12 protein-coding genes are annotated in these 15946 nt (G+C 50.3%); 1 reads left to right on the forward strand and 11 read right to left on the reverse strand.

Annotated elements, in window-relative coordinates; translation table 11 throughout:
* Positions 1-2: 2 nt before the first annotated feature.
* From def to AC0WRU_RS14850, 11 genes are all read right to left on the reverse strand, one after another.
* Complete coding sequence (gene def, locus AC0WRU_RS14800; protein ID WP_476125336.1) at positions 3-500, reverse strand: peptide deformylase; 498 nt, start codon at positions 498-500, stop codon at positions 3-5.
* Positions 501-630: 130 nt separating this feature from the next.
* A complete protein-coding gene (gene priA / locus AC0WRU_RS14805) occupies positions 631-3252 on the reverse strand; it encodes a primosomal protein N' (protein WP_476125337.1) in 2622 nt (873 codons plus the stop codon).
* Positions 3252-4565: a bifunctional phosphopantothenoylcysteine decarboxylase/phosphopantothenate--cysteine ligase CoaBC gene (coaBC, locus tag AC0WRU_RS14810; protein WP_476125338.1), complete on the reverse strand. Its 1314-nt coding sequence runs from the start codon at positions 4563-4565 to the stop codon at positions 3252-3254. The genes priA and coaBC overlap by 1 nt, the downstream gene beginning before the upstream one ends.
* A gap of 90 nt (positions 4566-4655) precedes the next feature.
* Positions 4656-4859, reverse strand: coding sequence for a DNA-directed RNA polymerase subunit omega (gene rpoZ, locus AC0WRU_RS14815; protein WP_476125339.1), 204 nt, complete (start codon positions 4857-4859; stop codon positions 4656-4658).
* Positions 4860-4980: 121 nt separating this feature from the next.
* Positions 4981-5553, reverse strand: a complete 573-nt coding sequence (gene gmk / locus AC0WRU_RS14820; protein WP_025684225.1) for a guanylate kinase — start codon at positions 5551-5553, stop codon at positions 4981-4983.
* 14 nt (positions 5554-5567) lie between these two features.
* On the reverse strand, positions 5568-5828 hold the full coding sequence (remA, locus tag AC0WRU_RS14825; RefSeq protein ID WP_005548256.1) for an extracellular matrix/biofilm regulator RemA: 261 nt from the start codon (positions 5826-5828) through the stop codon (positions 5568-5570).
* Positions 5829-5884: 56 nt separating this feature from the next.
* Entirely contained in the window at positions 5885-6772 is an 888-nt protein-coding gene (locus AC0WRU_RS14830) for a YicC/YloC family endoribonuclease (protein ID WP_476125340.1), read from the reverse strand.
* 35 nt (positions 6773-6807) lie between these two features.
* Positions 6808-8700, reverse strand: a complete 1893-nt coding sequence (locus AC0WRU_RS14835; protein WP_476125341.1) for a bifunctional homocysteine S-methyltransferase/methylenetetrahydrofolate reductase — start codon at positions 8698-8700, stop codon at positions 6808-6810.
* A 153-nt stretch (positions 8701-8853) separates the two neighbouring features.
* Positions 8854-9882 (reverse strand): hypothetical protein, encoded by a 1029-nt coding sequence (locus AC0WRU_RS14840; RefSeq protein WP_476128654.1) that lies wholly within the window; start codon positions 9880-9882, stop codon positions 8854-8856.
* Between the two features lie 193 nt (positions 9883-10075).
* Positions 10076-10909 (reverse strand): diaminopimelate epimerase, encoded by an 834-nt coding sequence (gene dapF, locus AC0WRU_RS14845; protein ID WP_476125342.1) that lies wholly within the window; start codon positions 10907-10909, stop codon positions 10076-10078.
* 123 nt (positions 10910-11032) lie between these two features.
* Complete coding sequence (locus AC0WRU_RS14850) at positions 11033-13831, reverse strand: calcium-translocating P-type ATPase, SERCA-type (protein WP_476125343.1); 2799 nt, start codon at positions 13829-13831, stop codon at positions 11033-11035.
* A 228-nt stretch (positions 13832-14059) separates the two neighbouring features.
* Between AC0WRU_RS14850 and AC0WRU_RS14855 the strand changes: the two genes are divergently transcribed.
* Positions 14060-15805: an Rqc2 family fibronectin-binding protein gene (locus tag AC0WRU_RS14855; protein WP_476125344.1), complete on the forward strand. Its 1746-nt coding sequence runs from the start codon at positions 14060-14062 to the stop codon at positions 15803-15805.
* Positions 15806-15946 lie beyond the last annotated feature (141 nt).

Consider the following 15946-nt stretch of genomic DNA (forward strand, 5'->3'; position numbering starts at 1 on the left):
CCTCACTCTCCTGTCTGACGGTTCGGTCCTGGCTGTTCCGGAGCAACCTCATATACTTTTTCCGCAATATCCGTGAACAAAACTCCGTCCAAATGGTCAATTTCATGTTGAAAAGCACGAGAAAGCAATCCTGTCGCTGTCACTGTAATCGCCTTACCATCGCGGTCCAGCCCCTTGACAGTAACCTTCTCGGCACGACGCACATCACCATTTAAGCCAGGAATGCTCAAACAGCCCTCCGCACCAAATTGCTCGCCTTCTTCGGACACAATTTCAGGATTAATCATTTTAATTAAACCGTGCTCATCTCCAGCATCCACAACGATTAGTCGCTTCAAAATACCTACCTGCGGAGCAGCAAGACCCACTCCCTCCGCTTCATACATGGTATCTGCCATATCGTCGAGTAGCTTTTGCACGTTAGGTGTGATTTTAGTAACTTCCTTTGCTACTTTGTGCAACACATCATCCGGTTCCAACACTATAATTCTAATTGACATGACAATAGAACACCTTCCTCTTTATCCTTCATTTAAGCTTCGTCGTATTCACAACAAGCGCGACTGCTACATTATCCTATGTACGGACGGCTTGTCCGCATTAACTGTGCCGAAAACTTTTGCGCATACGCTACATAAGCATTTGCGGATCGACATCCAGACTGATCAGCAGCTTTTGGGCCTGTGCGGATTCCGCCATTTCATCAGCCACCTGCTGAGCCAGACCAATCGCGTCTATATTTCCACGCCATTTTATCATACATTGAAATCGGTATCTATTCTTGATTCTCGAAATCGGTGAAGCTACAGGTCCCAAAATGTCAAGCACATCCGATGTAAGCCGATCCATATTGCCGAACCAGCCCCTTTGTCTCGCCCTCCCCTGTAGAGTGGCTGAATAGTTCTCAGCCAGTCGAACCAGTACCGGGAGCTGTTCATGAGAAAAGGTCACCAAAATGAGACGGCAATACGGTGGATAATGCAGATTACGGCGGTGTTTCAATTCTTCCCTGACAAAAGAACCGTAGTCGTGCCGACTCGCGTGAATAACCGAATAATGCTCCGGTGTATAGGTTTGCACGAACACTTCTCCGGGCAATTGATGCCGTCCGGCGCGTCCGGCTACCTGTGTTAACAACTGGAATGTCTTTTCCGCAGCCCGAAAATCCGGTAAATTAAGCGCCGAATCCGCTGTAATGACACCTACCAGCGTCACATCGGGAAAATCCAGTCCTTTGGCAACCATTTGGGTGCCGAGCAGTACATCCGCTTTTTTATCACGAAATTGCTTGAGCAGCTTTTCATGGGCATTTTTCTCCGTCGTTGTATCGACGTCCATCCGCACGACACGTATACCGGGAAACAGCTTTGCCAGTTCCTCTTCCACTCGCTGAGTACCTGTGCCAAAGTAGCGAATATGCTCACTACCGCATTCCGGGCAGACCTGAGGCACGGGCTCAGAATAGCCGCAGTAATGGCAACGTAAATTATTCGAACGCTGATGATATGTGAGCGAAATATCGCAATGCGGGCAACCCGCCACATAGCCGCAGCTACGGCACATGACGAACGTGGAATGTCCGCGCCGATTCAGCAGCAATACTGTCTGTTCCTTGCGCTCCAGCCGCTCTGCGATTCCGTTATGCAATGCGCGGCTGAACATGGAACGGTTGCCAGCACGCAGTTCCTCGCGCATATCCATGATATGCACCTCGGGTAATGAGTTTCCTAGTGCGCGAGTCGGCATTTCAAGCAGCAGCGGCGCAAACTCGTCACTGCTTTGCGAGCGAGCCGCATAATAGCTTTCCAGCGACGGCGTAGCCGAGCCAAGAATAACCACTGCCCCATGCTGATGGGCTCTGCGTACGGCCACGTCACGCGCGTGGTATTTGGGTGTCTCTTCCTGCTTATAGGAGGTTTCATGTTCCTCATCCATAATAATAAGACCCAGTTCACGAAAAGGCGCAAACACAGCCGAGCGAGCGCCAATCGCCACCTTCACACGACCCTCGCGTATTTTGCGCCACTCGTCGTAACGTTCGCCCCCGGACAGTCTGCTGTGCATCACCGCCACCTGATCGCCAAAGCGACCTTTAAAGCGCTCTACCATTTGTGGTGTTAACGATATTTCCGGAACCAGTACAATCGCCTGACGATTCTGCTCGATACAGCGCTGAATCGTCTGTAAATAAATTTCCGTCTTACCACTGCCCGTAACTCCATGAAGCAAATAAGCTCCTTGCTCACGCGTATCCAACTGCCGAATGATCCGTTCATACACGTATTGCTGCTCTTCGGTGAGCGGCAATGGCTGCGTAGGTTTGAAGTTTCTACCCCGATAAGGATCGCGGAACACCTCTACATCCTCAAGCACCACATAGCCCTTATCCTCAAGCGCCTTGACCGTTGCGGCTGATACACTAAGCGAGGTCATGACTTCCTTCAGCGGCAGAGGCAGAAACTCGCTACGTTCCAGCAAAAAAGCAAGTACCTCCCGCTGACGCTGCGCTTTGGCCGAAAACTGTTCCAGCGCCGCTGATGCCTCTTCTATGCTGATAGCCAAATCCACGGCTTTCATGGTCTTCTTGCCAAGCTTGTCTTTAATAACCTGACTCTCCTGAAGCACCCCCCTGCGCAACAGCGATTTAATAACCTCCGCTTCTTCGGGGAAACGGCGACTTAGCTGCTGAAGCGGGACTTGCTCCTTCTCCTGAATAAAGCTGACAATCTGGCGTTCAGCCGGGTCGCTCATGCCATCATCGATAAGGAGAGCCCATTCGGGTTCTCCCCTCATATCCGGCCGCATGGTTCGATGTGTATCCGCTTCTGAACCGTAATTCAAAACGTCAGCAGCAGGCGAATGATCTGTGAACTCATGCTGCTCAGCGATAGAAATATAACGTTCGGCCTTGCCCTTTAACGCTGTAGGAATCATCACTTGCAGCGCCATAATCTGATTGCAGGCATAGCGTTCGCTCATCCATTTACCCAGTTCTACCAGATCCGGAGACAAGGGCGGTACCAAATCCAGCAGCTCCTGTATCGCCCTCATCCGATATTTCGGCGGCTCCTCAGCAGGTACTACCGAGATGACAAAAGCCTGCACCGTCCGTTTGCCGAACGGCACTGCAACTCGGCTACCCGGCTCAATCCATGGCCGCATCGACTCCGGGATCAGATAATCAAAAGTACGATCCGTATCCTTGGCGGGCACATCGACAATGACTTTGGCAACTAAATTGCCCATTTCCATTAATGCAACACCCCGCCCATACGTTCAGCCGCAATCGCAAGCAGCTTACGCGCTACTTCTTCCTTCGACTGCACAGGAATACGTTCTACCATCCCTCCGCGGTCGTAAATTTGTACAGCATTCGTATCGACGCCAAAGCCTGCTCCATCAGCAGTTACATCGTTAGCTGCGAGAAGGTCACAATTTTTCCGTTCCAGCTTATCCATGGCATACGTCTCCAGATTCCCGGTTTCCGCAGCAAAGCCGATTAAAAATTGATGCTTCTTGCTGCGTCCGAGTGACTCCAGAATATCGACATTCTTCACTAACTCCAGTGTAAATGTACTATCCTTCTTTTTAATTTTGGTCTGTGCCGCCTCACGCGGTCGATAGTCTGCAACCGCAGCAGCCATCACGACCAAATCGCTCTCTTCCCACTGTCTGAGCACAGCGCTATACATGTCGTCAGCGGACTGAACTTTTTCAATCGAAATGCCCACAGGAGGCTCCGCGCTTGTATTTGCAGCAATCAAATGCACATCGGCACCCAACTCCTGAGCCACTTTTGCGATGGCAAAGCCCATTTTACCGGAAGAATCATTCGTTATATAACGTACCGGATCAATCCTCTCGATCGTGCCTCCAGCAGTTACAATCACTTTTTTGCCTGACAGCAGCCGTTCATCGCCATTCAGCAGCGAGCCTTGCGATGATCCACCCGAATCCACAGTCTCTCCGCCAAACCAGCGTGGCTCCAACTTACTAGTGACACCCTGACTTTCCTGCACTTGCTGCTCAAAAAATCGTTCCACCGTTTGTACGATGGTTTCAGGCTCTTCCAGCCGCCCTTTGCCAACATAACCACAAGCCAGCAATCCTTCACCCGGCTCAATCATCATGACACCGCGGGATACGAGCGTCTCCATATTTTGCATTACTGCGGGATGAGTGTACATATGCACGTTCATAGCAGGTGCTACCATAATAGGTGCTGTCGTAGCCAACAGCGTTGTAGACAGCATATCATCAGCGAGTCCATGCGCCATTTTCCCGATAATATTCGCAGTTGCAGGAGCAACCAACACCAGATCCGCCTTGTCCGCCAGATGAATATGGGATACGACGGACGGTTCTCTTTCATCAAACGTGTCACTGTATACCGGATTACGAGAGAGCGACTGAAGCGTAAGCTCAGTAATAAACTCCTTCGCCGATGCCGTCATAATCACATGAACCTCGGCTCCCTTTTGCGTTAGCTTACTACACAGCGCAGCCCCTTTATAAGCGGCAATACCGCCGGTAATACCAAGAATAATGACTTTCCCCTTTAACATCGTTAACTCCCCCTGACCGAAAAAAATAACAACCTTGCGGTTGTCAAAGGAATTGGCATTGCGCCCGGTTATAATAATTGTCTATAATTCTTATTCGTCTTCGCCGCTTTCAAGACGCAGATGATCCGCGTAAATCTCTTCCAACGCCACTCCAACTTGCTTGTGGGATTTAGGATTCTTGAGAGTCGTCTTTTCACCCTCGCGCAACTGTCTGGCACGGCGTGAAGCCGCTACAACCAACGAATACTTACTATCTGCCTTTTTCATCAATTCATCAATGGAAGGATACAGCACGAATAGACACCTCTTCATGTAGTTTTGGGACTATACAAGCTGAACTCCAGTGTACATTTTCGAGTTCAGCTTGTATAGTAACTTTCTCTTTAAATACGCTTGGCATATGTAAAGTCCTCGTTTATGGATGGACCTTACAATGTTCGGCGATAATAATGGATTCTATTCGTTTACAAGCGAAATCAATCTCATCATTGACAACCGCATAATCATAGTGACGCAACAGATTCATTTCATCCACAGCTACCGACATGCGGTGATCAATGGTTGCCTGAGTTTCTGTACCCCGTCCCCGAATCCGGTCCTTCAATTCATCCAGCGAAGGCGGGAGCAGGAAAATGAAAATGCCATCAGGAAATTTCTCCTTCACTTTGAGCGCTCCCTGAACCTCAATCTCCAGAAAAATATCTTTCCCCTGCGCAAGCGTCTGATCTACAAAATCACGCGGAGTGCCGTAATAGTTACCGACGTACTCTGCATGCTCCAGCAGCTCATCCCGTTCAATCATACCCAAAAACTGTTCACGCGACTTAAAAAAGTAGTTAACTCCGTCCTGTTCACCCGTGCGGGGCGAGCGGGTTGTCGCGGAAACGGAGTATGTCAATTCCGGCAGTTTTTCACGCAGTGCGTTGCCTACCGTTCCTTTGCCGACACCCGAAGGTCCGGATAATACAAATAATAATCCCTTAGCCATAGTACACTCCATTTTTATTCGTCATTGTCATCATCTTTAGTGGATAGTCGATGAGCGACCGTTTCCGGCTGCACCGCAGACAAAATCACATGATCACTGTCCGTTATAATAACAGCCCGTGTCCGGCGGCCATAGGTAGCGTCAATCAACATATGACGGTCCCTGGCTTCTTGTATAATCCGCTTGATCGGAGCAGACTCCGGACTGACGATGGAGATAATTCGGTTGGCCGACACGATATTGCCGAAGCCAATATTGATCAATTTGATTGCCATATTCAGGTCTTTCCCCCTATACATGTGACTATTGCAGCCGTGCCGCTACCAGGTAGCTACTCGATGTTTGCAGCCTGCTCACGAATTTTTTCCAGCTCCGCCTTCATCTCCACGACTAAATTAACTAGCACAAGATGGTTGGCCTTAGAGCCGATCGTGTTGACTTCCCTGTTCATTTCCTGGATTAAAAAATCTAATTTGCGGCCGGCTGGCTCGTCCGACAGCAGCAATCCCCTGCATTGCCCAAAGTGACTTTGAAGCCGGGTAAGCTCCTCATCAATACTGCTGCGATCCGCGAATAAAGCAATCTCCATTCCGAATTTATGCTCATCAAGCGTAAATGAACCGTCCTGAAGCTCAGTAAGCCTGTGTTTTAGCCTGTTACGGTAGTCGCTCACAACATGAGGAGCCAGCACCGTCATTTCATGATGCAGGGATTCCAGACGCGAAATGCGGGATTCCACATCCTGCGCCAAATGCCCGCCTTCTCGTCTTCTCATGTCCAGCAGTCCTTGCAATGCTTCATTCAAAGCTTGCTGAAGCTGCTCTTCCCAGCCCTCTTCCTCTCCATCGCAAGCCTCACCGGGCTCACCCAGAACGTCAGGCAACGCAAGAATATCGCTTATACCCAACGTTCCCTTCACGCCGTACCGATCCGCCAGCTGCTCCGCTGCATGCAAGTAAGCCTGCACTACAGTGTCATTCAACCGTGCGGCGAGTATCTGTTCTTCATCACGTTCCCTGTGAATGAAGACGTCGACACGGCCGCGCTTGATCTGCTGTTGAACCGTTCTTCTCAAGCCATCTTCATAACGAGTCCATTCGCGTGGAATCCTCATCATCACTTCGCAATAGCGGTGATTCACCGATTTCAGCTCCAAGCGCACTTTACAGCCTTCATAATGAAGGATGGCTTGACCGTATCCGGTCATACTCAATGACATCGGCATCACATCCATTATACTATTGTAATTGATTATTATAGTCGAAACAAGGGGGCCTGCACACGGCTGGATTTTTGCCATACATAAGAAGTCAGCTCAGCCGTCATTTCATAGAACATAAATGGAGTCATTAAATAGATACCGTTAAAATGCTCCATCGCCGTATCAAGCAGCTCCTTGGCAATGGTTACGCCCATTGCGCGGCCTTCTGCACCCTCCAGACCAGACATACGCGCACGAACCTCGTCGGACAACTGAATGCCGGGTACCTCGTTGTGCAAATACTCCGCATTACGCCCGCTGGCCAGCGGCATAATACCGATAAAAATCGGCACCTCTAAATGACGAGTCTGTTCCGCCATGGATATAATCAGTTCGCGGTCGTAAACGGGCTGGGTCATAATGTAATCCGCACCGGAAGCAATTTTCTTCTCCAGCCGCTGCACAGCTTTACCCAAATGCTTGACATTGGGATTAAAGGCGGCACCCACCACAAAATTAGCTTTTTGCTTGAGTGGCTTGCCAGAAAAAGCGATACCGTCATTCAACTGCTTGATCATACGTATAATTTCAAAAGAAGTCATATCATACACCGAGCTGGCACCCGGCAAATCACCGAACCGCGCCGGATCTCCCGTAACGGCCAATACATGATCAATGCCCAGCGCATCAAAGCCCATCATATGGGACTGGGTACCAATCAGGTTACGGTCACGACAGGCAATATGAATTAACGGGCGCAAGCCCGTTTCAAGGCTCACCAGATGTCCAAGCGCCATGTTACTCATGCGAGTAACCGCAAGTGAATTGTCTGCCAGCGTAAGCGCATCGGCCCCGGCCGCTTTCAACGCCTGTGTCCCTTGCATGAACCGCGTAATGTCCAGATCGCGCGGAGGATCAAGCTCTACAATGACCGTATGCCGTTCCTTGACCAATTCCACAATGTTGGGTTCGCTGGCGTTTCTACCGTTGCCCCGTTCCCCTTCACGTGCAATCTGTTCCGGCTCAGCCACAATGACTGGCCCATCTGGCAGTAACTCTCTTGGAGCCAGCGGAGGAGGCTGCAAACCATTCAAAGCTTTAGAAATGGCTGAGATATGCTCTGGTGTGGTACCGCAGCAGCCACCGATGATTCTCGTACCCAGCTCTACGAAGGAAGCGGCGCATTCCCCAAAATATTCAGGCGATGCACCATACACATAGTGACCATCCACATAATCCGCCAGACCCGCATTAGGATATACCGACAGCGGTACAGACAGCGGACCATCCAGTTGCTCCATCACGCTCATAATCCCCTGCGGACCGGAGTGGCAGTTAAATCCGAGAATATCCGCCCCCTCATTACGCAACACCATAAAAGCCTCCGCCACCGAAAAGCCGTCCTGTGTACGACCAACCTGATCGACCGCGAACTGACAAATCACCGGAATGCTACTGTATTTACGTACACCACGAAGCGCAATGCGCACTTCATCCAGCGAATAGAACGTTTCGCACAAAATGCCGTCTACCCCTTCGGAGAGAAGTGCATCAATCTGCTGATCATAGTTACGTGCCAGCTCTGCCTTGGATATATTAAGCCGTTTGCCACCGCATATGGAACCTACCGCACCCACCACATAATGCTCCGGGCCAGCCGCTGCTCTGGCAATTCTCACCCCGGCACGGTTAATTTCTTCCACCTTGGATTCCAGCCCGAATCGGGCCAGCTTATAATCGTTTGCAGAAAACGTATTGGTCTCCAGCAACCGTGCTCCCGCTTGTAAATACTGACGATGCACGTCTGATATGACGTCAGGCGACGTAATATTCAGCTCTTCGTAAGACGTATTTACCGGAAATCCAAGCTGATATAAAAAGGTTCCCATTGCGCCGTCTCCGACAATAATTTCACGATCCAGTACAGTACGCAAATCCGGTTTCATATCCTCTTCTCCACCCCGCTCTTTATTTTCATACTAATGTAACATAAAGAGACTGCAAACATAAGCCAAAAACAAAAAAAGCCACCCCGCTCCCCATTATTATGCGATCAGGAGCGAAGCAACTTGACTCATCATTGCTATTTTCTACTACATTTATTGCAATTTCCCACCAGAAGAATGAAGAGAGAATGCATAAAAAGTTCCTTTTTTATTCACTTTACCCACAATAGAGGGCGTTCCCTTTTGCTTTTTGGAAAATGTATATGCATTTCCTTGGATTCCCACATTATAATCGGATAAATCGATGTTAAATAACAGTTGAACCTTGGGCTTAGTCAGCTTCAAAGCTTCAGAGGCCGTATATTTCGGGCTGGCAAACGACTTTTTGAAATCCGCGTCATCGTTCCAGTCCACCCCAAAGGTGGATACAGCCAGCACTTTGCCGGTTACTGCGCCAATTTTGACCTCACTCGCCTCGTTTGCATCCTCAAACGACCAATAAGAAAGCCCCTTTGCCTCGTCCTTGTAACGTGAAGCATGCTGCACCGTGATACGCTGTCCGCTAACGCGCTTGAAGCTGTTCGCCGCACGCTTTAGCAACACAGGGTCCACCTGCTTCAGCGGGTAGTCGGCATTAATGGTGATGCTGTTGCCGCGATCCACATCAACGTATAATGAGGAAGCCTTTTCCCCTGCACCCCAGAATACCCAATAATTCGAAGGCTTGTTAGACTGGAAAGGGGATTTGACCCGCCAGAATGCCTCAAATTGCATGGGACGCTTGCTATCAAACGCTTTGGCGCTGTTCAGCACTTTAGTTTTGAGTGGCGCGTCCATCGCCTTTGCCAAGCTACTTATTTTATATCGAACGGTTGTAGAATCCACTCTGTTTTTTTCCTTATTATATTCCGTCTGAAACGTAGCTGTTCCATCCTCCAGTCCGCCCTCGACAATCCAGGTTTTACCCATATCCGTCACATCGTCAAATTGAAATGCCGTCTTCGTACTGATGAGTTCCTGTACTGCCTTTTCCAAACGTTTCACGACAGTAGGGGTTAGCGAGCCGACCTGCTTATCAGTCGTTTTTTCCGCAGTAGCAGGAACGATCGCGGCCTGAGCCGGAAGCGCGGCGACTACAAATATAAGGGCTGCAAACGCTGAAATCCAACGAAATTTCCGCACCATGAACGGCCTCCTTATCGTTTTCTCATTTTCTATATTATACATGGTTCAGACGTCAAAAAAAGACAGAATGTTGCTTCGCTCCCCGTATTCCCTTCATTTCACACGAAAAAAGGCGAAAAAAAGAAGACCCGCTAAGGTCTTCATCACACTTACCTATATCATTCTTTATCCCTCGCTATATTCGCTTATTTCAGGACAAACGACCATCGTACACAACCTCAGCCGGACCTGTCATATATACATGATTGTCATTCTCGTTCCATTCGATATCCAGATCGCCGCCCTTTAGGCTGACAATCGCGCGGCGGTCACTGTATCCGTTCAGTACAGACGCTACAAGCGTAGCACAGGCTCCAGTTCCACATGCCAACGTAGGCCCGGCTCCCCGCTCCCATACTCTCATGTCAATTTGGTCCCGGCTTCGTACCGTAGCGAACTCAACATTTGTTTTTTTGGGGAACAACGGATGGCATTCCAGCTTCGGCCCCCAGGCTTCCAGATCAAAGCTTGGCGCATCCTCAACATAAATGACACAGTGCGGATTGCCCATAGATACAGCTGTAAAACGAAAGCCGTTGCCTCCAGCTTCGATGGACTGGTTGATGACACTAGCCAGATCCAGCGTAGTAGGAATTTTCAAACCCTCCAGAATCGGCTCTCCCATATCTACCTTCACCATACGCACAAGTCCGTTCTCTACAGTCAGTTCAACCTTCTGCACACCCGCACCCAGCGTCTCGATCGTAATCTGTTCACGGTTGATATGCTTGCGGTCATACACATATTTGGCTGCACAACGGATGGCATTTCCACATTGCTCAGCCTCCGAGCCGTCCGAATTGATAATGCGCATGCAGAAATCCGCTTTTTCAGATGGCAATATATATACCAGACCGTTAGCGCCGACACCAAAATGTCGGTCACACAGCCGAACAGCCAATTCCGAAGCGTCAGAAGGCAATTCCTGATGCCCAAACCAAACGATAAAATCATTACCCAATCCGTGCATTTTTGTGAATTCCATAGCTTCCCCCCGTCGTTGCTGCTAATTTCATGCTCCTTTATGAAGCTTTGATTCCATGATAGCATACAGAGCAAAAAGGGAGAAGTGATACATGGGTGTCTGTACCCGAGTAGAGCCGGAAGCTTAAGCCGAAAACTTCGTACGTCCCGGAGCTAAGCGGGTATGTCCGCCACGACGATGGTTGCGTCTGCCGCCCCATACGCTTCCCGCCCCCATCAGGAAGGTCGGAATACCGGCAGCGACAATGGAAAGCGCCCATTCGCGGAAGCCGAGCGGCACCGTTTTGAAAATAGGTTGCAGCACAGGTACGTACATAACCACCAGCATCAGTACTACCGATGACAGCACGGCAAGTACGAGATAACTATTTTGAAACGGATTACGGTGGAAAATAGAACGGGAACTGCGGCAATCGAACACATGAATGAGCTGTGCCAGCACCAACGTAGCGAAGGCGACCGACTGTGCCTTGACCAGTTGTCCTGCGTCATCAGGCGCGATACGCAGCGTCAGCCAGAAAGCCGCAAGCGTACATAAGCCGATCAGTAGGCCGCGACTAATGATTTTCCACCCGAGACGGCGGGCGAAAATATTTTCCTTCGCGCCGCGTGGCTTGTGCTCCATGAGATCCTTTTCCGGCTGATCCACACCCAGAGCCATCGCCGGAAGCCCGTCGGTCACCAGGTTCACCCATAAAATCTGAATCGGAAGTAGCGGCAATGGCAGACCGGCCATCATCGCGAAAAACATCGTCAAAATTTCACCGACATTGGAGGCAAGCAGATAACGGATAAATTTACGAATATTTTCGTAAATGTTCCGCCCTTCCTCAATCGCCGCTACAATCGTCGAGAAATTATCGTCGCTGAGCACGAGCGCAGCCGCTTCCTTGGTCACGTCTGTTCCCGTAATGCCCATCGCAATACCGATATCCGACGCCTTGATCGCTGGCGCGTCATTCACGCCATCTCCGGTCATGGCTACGACATGCCCACGTCTTTGCAGCGATTTGACAATCCGCAGCTTATGCTCCGGGGACACCCGTGCATACACGGAGACAATGTCAACTGCTTTGTCCAGCGCCGCATCATCCATCACAGACAGCTGCTGTCCAGTCAGCACATGCGAGCCGCGCTGAAAAATGCCTAGCTGCTGCGCAATGGCCTCGGCCGTTGTACCGTGATCGCCCGTAATCATCACGGTGCGGATACCTGCACGTCGGCACTTGCCGATGGCTTCGCGGGCCTCTCGGCGCGGCGGATCAATCATGCCTGTGAGGCCAATGAAGATGAGCTGATTCTCAGCCTCTTCCACCGAGACGACACGCTCATGCGAGCGGATATCCCGGTAAGCGACGCCGAGTACACGTAGTGCCTCTGAGGCCATTCCTTCGTTGGCTGCCAGCACCTTTTGGCGCAACGTGCCCGTCAGGGGAACGACATTTCCTTCCCATAAAATGTAGGAGCACTGACCCAACAGCACATCCGGCGCGCCTTTGGCAAAGACGATCTGCCCTCCCTGATGCCGTACAAGTACAGACATCCGTTTCCGCTCCGAGTCAAAAGGAAATTCGCGTTCCCGTGTATACAGCTCATACAGCCCTTGACGCGTAACCCCGCCCTTGGCGGCTAACGTGACAAGCGCCCCCTCCGTCGGATCGCCTTTCAGCTCCCAAACAGCGGTCGGCGTCGCCTCCTTGGCTTTCTTTTTCGAACGCAGCTCATCCATGTCGGCTTGAACAATTTCCGCGTTGTTGCACAGCACGCTTGCTTGCAGCAGTCTGCGAAGTGATTGTCCGTTTTTGAGATCCGCAGGAGTATCCCTGTCCATAATATGTCCGTGCGGGTCATAGCCCTCTCCCGTCACTCCCCAGAAGCGACCGTCCACCCATAGCTTGGTAACCGTCATTTTGTTCTGGGTCAGCGTACCCGTTTTGTCGGAGCATATGACAGACGCACATCCGAGCGTTTCAACGGAAGGCAGCTTACGCACAATCGCCTTGCGTTTGATCATACGCTGCACGCCCAAGGCGAGCGCAATCGTCACAATGGCAGGCAAGCCTTCCGGTATAGCCGCTACAGCCAAGCTCACCCCGGCCAGGAACATACTCATCGCTGGCTGTCCATGCAGGATACCTGCAACGACGACAAGCACCGTTAACGCCAGTGCTACGATGATCAGAATTTTGCCCAGTTGCTCCAGTCTGTGCTGTAGCGGGGTCTCCTGAGACTCCGTATTTTGGATCAAGTCTGCGATTTTGCCCATTTCCGTATTCATACCTGTACGAATAACGACCCCCTGAGCTGTACCTCTGGTTATCATGGTGCCCATAAAGCCGATGTTCTTTTGATCTCCCAGCGGTACCTCGGCGGCATGAATAGGGCGGCAATGCTTGCTCACTGGAACCGATTCGCCAGTCAGGGCGGATTCCTCCACATCGCAGCCGTTCGTGCTCAGCCATCTTATATCCGCGGGAATACGATCGCCGCTTTCCAATAGCACGATATCACCCGGTACCAGCTCTCTGGCCTGAATCTGAATCCGTTTGCCTCCCCGCAGTACTTTAGCGGTCGGAGCGGACAGTTGCTTCAAAGCTCGAAGTGAACGTTCCGCTCTAAACTCCTGCACAAAACCAAGAATTCCATTCAGCACAACAATAGCAATAATGGTAATCGCATCCAGATATTCGCCGAGCAGGCCGGATATCAGTGTGGCTCCCATCAGTACGAGCATCATAAAATCCTTGAACTGATTCAGCAGCAGCAGGATCGGCGAGACACGCTTCCCCTCGCTCAGCTCATTCCATCCCGACCTTTCTCTTCTTTCCGCAAGCTGTTCCTCCGAAAGACCCTGCTTCGGGTCGACTTCCAGGCTTGTTGAAAGCTGTTCATTGCTTAATTGGTGCCAGTGTGCTTGTTCCATTCTCCCCAATTCCCTCCCGGTCAGATAGTCCGTTTCCGTCGGTAGTGCGTAGGATGGCTGCCCGTTATTGCGTTTTTGTGCCACGAATGCTGATAAGCTGGACAGACTTTCTAGATTCAATCTATTCGGACAGGACCTGAAATATCACAATGCCGCTTAAGTTTTGTCCCAAAGTTATGTATCATAGAAGGAAGGCAAAAATATTTGCTTCAAAGGAGAACAGACATTATGGCATTGGACGGAATCGTAACCCGCGCTATCGTACACGAGCTGCAAGGCATCCGGGGCGGGCGCATCAATAAAATACATCAGCCGAACGATCACGATATCTTACTGAATCTGCGGGCTCAAGGTGGGAGCGTCAAGCTGCTGCTGTCGGCCAACCCGACATTCCCGCGTGTACATTTTACAGAACAAAGCTTTCTCAATCCGACGGAGGCCCCTATGTTCTGTATGCTGCTTCGCAAGCACTGCGAAGGTGGTATCATCGAGAAAATTACTCAGGTAGGTATGGAACGTATTATTCACATGGATGTGCGTCAGCGCGATGAGCTGGGGGATATTTCACTCAAGCGGATTATCATTGAACTGATGGGCAGACACAGCAACATTATTTTGCTTGACCCGGAAACAGGCGTTATGCTGGACGGCATCCATCATGTCACACCGTCCATCAGCAGCTATCGGATCATCATGCCAGGCTTTCAATACACGGAGCCTCCTGAACAAAACAAGCTGAATCCGCTGGAAACGGAAGAAACGGCTTTTGCATCCTCATATCAGACAGCTATCGAAGCCGAAGAAGCTCCCAAACGCTGGATCGTGAACACCTTTACTGGACTGAGTCCCCTCATTGCCGAGGAGATGCTGACCCGAGTTTCCAACGAAGCACCTGCTGACGATTATCGTCCGCTGTGGAATACATTCAGTCACATCATGGACGACGTGCGGAATCATCGTTTTCAGCCAGTATCCGGTCTGAACGCACAGGAAAAAGTGATATTTTCAGCCATTCCCCTCACGTTGATTCAAGGAGAGCGCAAAGAATACACTACGATCAGTGAGTGTATGGAGGACTTTTTCGGTGAAAAAGCAGAACGGGATACGGTCAAGCAAAAGGTCAGCGACCTGCTGCGCTTCCTGCAAAACGAACGGAGTAAAAACGTAAAAAAACTCGACCATCTGCATCAGGATTTAGCTGAGGCGGAGGATGCCGATCAATTTCGCATTTATGGGGAGCTGCTGTTCGCTTCGCTGCATGAAGTGAAGAAGGGCGACAAGGAAGTGACGCTCACCAACTTTTATGATGAAGAACAGCGTCCGATGACCATCCCGCTGGACCCGTTGCTGGGCCCATCGGATAATGCGCAACGGTACTTCAAAAAGTACAATAAATATAAAAACAGCCTGGCTGTCATTGATGAACAACTGGAGAAAACACACGAAGAAATTCGGTATATGGACAATCTCCTACAGCAACTGGCTCATGCCTCCATGAACGATATTGAGGAAATACGTGAAGAACTGGTTCAACAAGGCTATCTTAGAGACCGGGTCAAAAAAGGGAAGAAAAAGAAGAAAACTGACCGTCCAACCTTACACGTATATACGTCATCTGAAGGCATCGAGCTGCTGGTCGGCAAAAACAACTTGCAAAACGAATATGTAACGAACCGACTAGCCGGGCCTAATGACACGTGGCTGCATACAAAGGATATTCCGGGGTCACACGTCGTTATTCGCGCCGAGCAATTCGGAGATGCAACGCTGGAGGAAGCTGCTCAGCTCGCTGCCTATTTCAGCCAGGCCAAACAGTCCAGCAGCGTGCCCGTAGACGCCACCTTAATCCGTCATGTGCGCAAGCCTAGCGGAGCCAAACCCGGCTTTGTCATCTATGATCATCAGCGTACGCTCTTTATCACACCCAATGAGGATCTGGTCAAAAAGCTGCCGAATCGCATCAAAAACGGCTGAAACTAACCGGAAAATATTGTAAACCATTATCCATTCAGGAACGCCCGCCTCCAAACACAGCATAGCGGACAAGTCCCTTGAATCGACCCAAAGCCCCTTATCTTGTGCAAACCACACTTCATGTGTGCAAGCACAGAACAA

The sequence above is a fragment of the Paenibacillus sp. 1-8 genome, from assembly GCF_056316205.1.

What these genes read in the sequence shown, in the direction of transcription:
- def (WP_476125336.1), bottom strand. Translation starts at nt 500, where the DNA reads ATGTCAATTAGAATTATAGTGTTGGAACCGGATGATGTGTTGCACAAA.
- priA (WP_476125337.1), bottom strand. Translation starts at nt 3,252, where the DNA reads ATGGAAATGGGCAATTTAGTTGCCAAAGTCATTGTCGATGTGCCCGCC.
- coaBC (WP_476125338.1), bottom strand. Translation starts at nt 4,565, where the DNA reads ATGTTAAAGGGGAAAGTCATTATTCTTGGTATTACCGGCGGTATTGCC.
- gmk (WP_025684225.1), bottom strand. Translation starts at nt 5,553, where the DNA reads ATGGCTAAGGGATTATTATTTGTATTATCCGGACCTTCGGGTGTCGGC.
- remA (WP_005548256.1), bottom strand. Translation starts at nt 5,828, where the DNA reads ATGGCAATCAAATTGATCAATATTGGCTTCGGCAATATCGTGTCGGCC.
- AC0WRU_RS14830 (WP_476125340.1), bottom strand. Translation starts at nt 6,772, where the DNA reads ATGTCATTGAGTATGACCGGATACGGTCAAGCCATCCTTCATTATGAA.
- AC0WRU_RS14835 (WP_476125341.1), bottom strand. Translation starts at nt 8,700, where the DNA reads ATGAAACCGGATTTGCGTACTGTACTGGATCGTGAAATTATTGTCGGA.
- dapF (WP_476125342.1), bottom strand. Translation starts at nt 10,909, where the DNA reads ATGGAATTCACAAAAATGCACGGATTGGGTAATGATTTTATCGTTTGG.
- AC0WRU_RS14850 (WP_476125343.1), bottom strand. Translation starts at nt 13,831, where the DNA reads ATGGAACAAGCACACTGGCACCAATTAAGCAATGAACAGCTTTCAACA.
- AC0WRU_RS14855 (WP_476125344.1), top strand. Translation starts at nt 14,060, where the DNA reads ATGGCATTGGACGGAATCGTAACCCGCGCTATCGTACACGAGCTGCAA.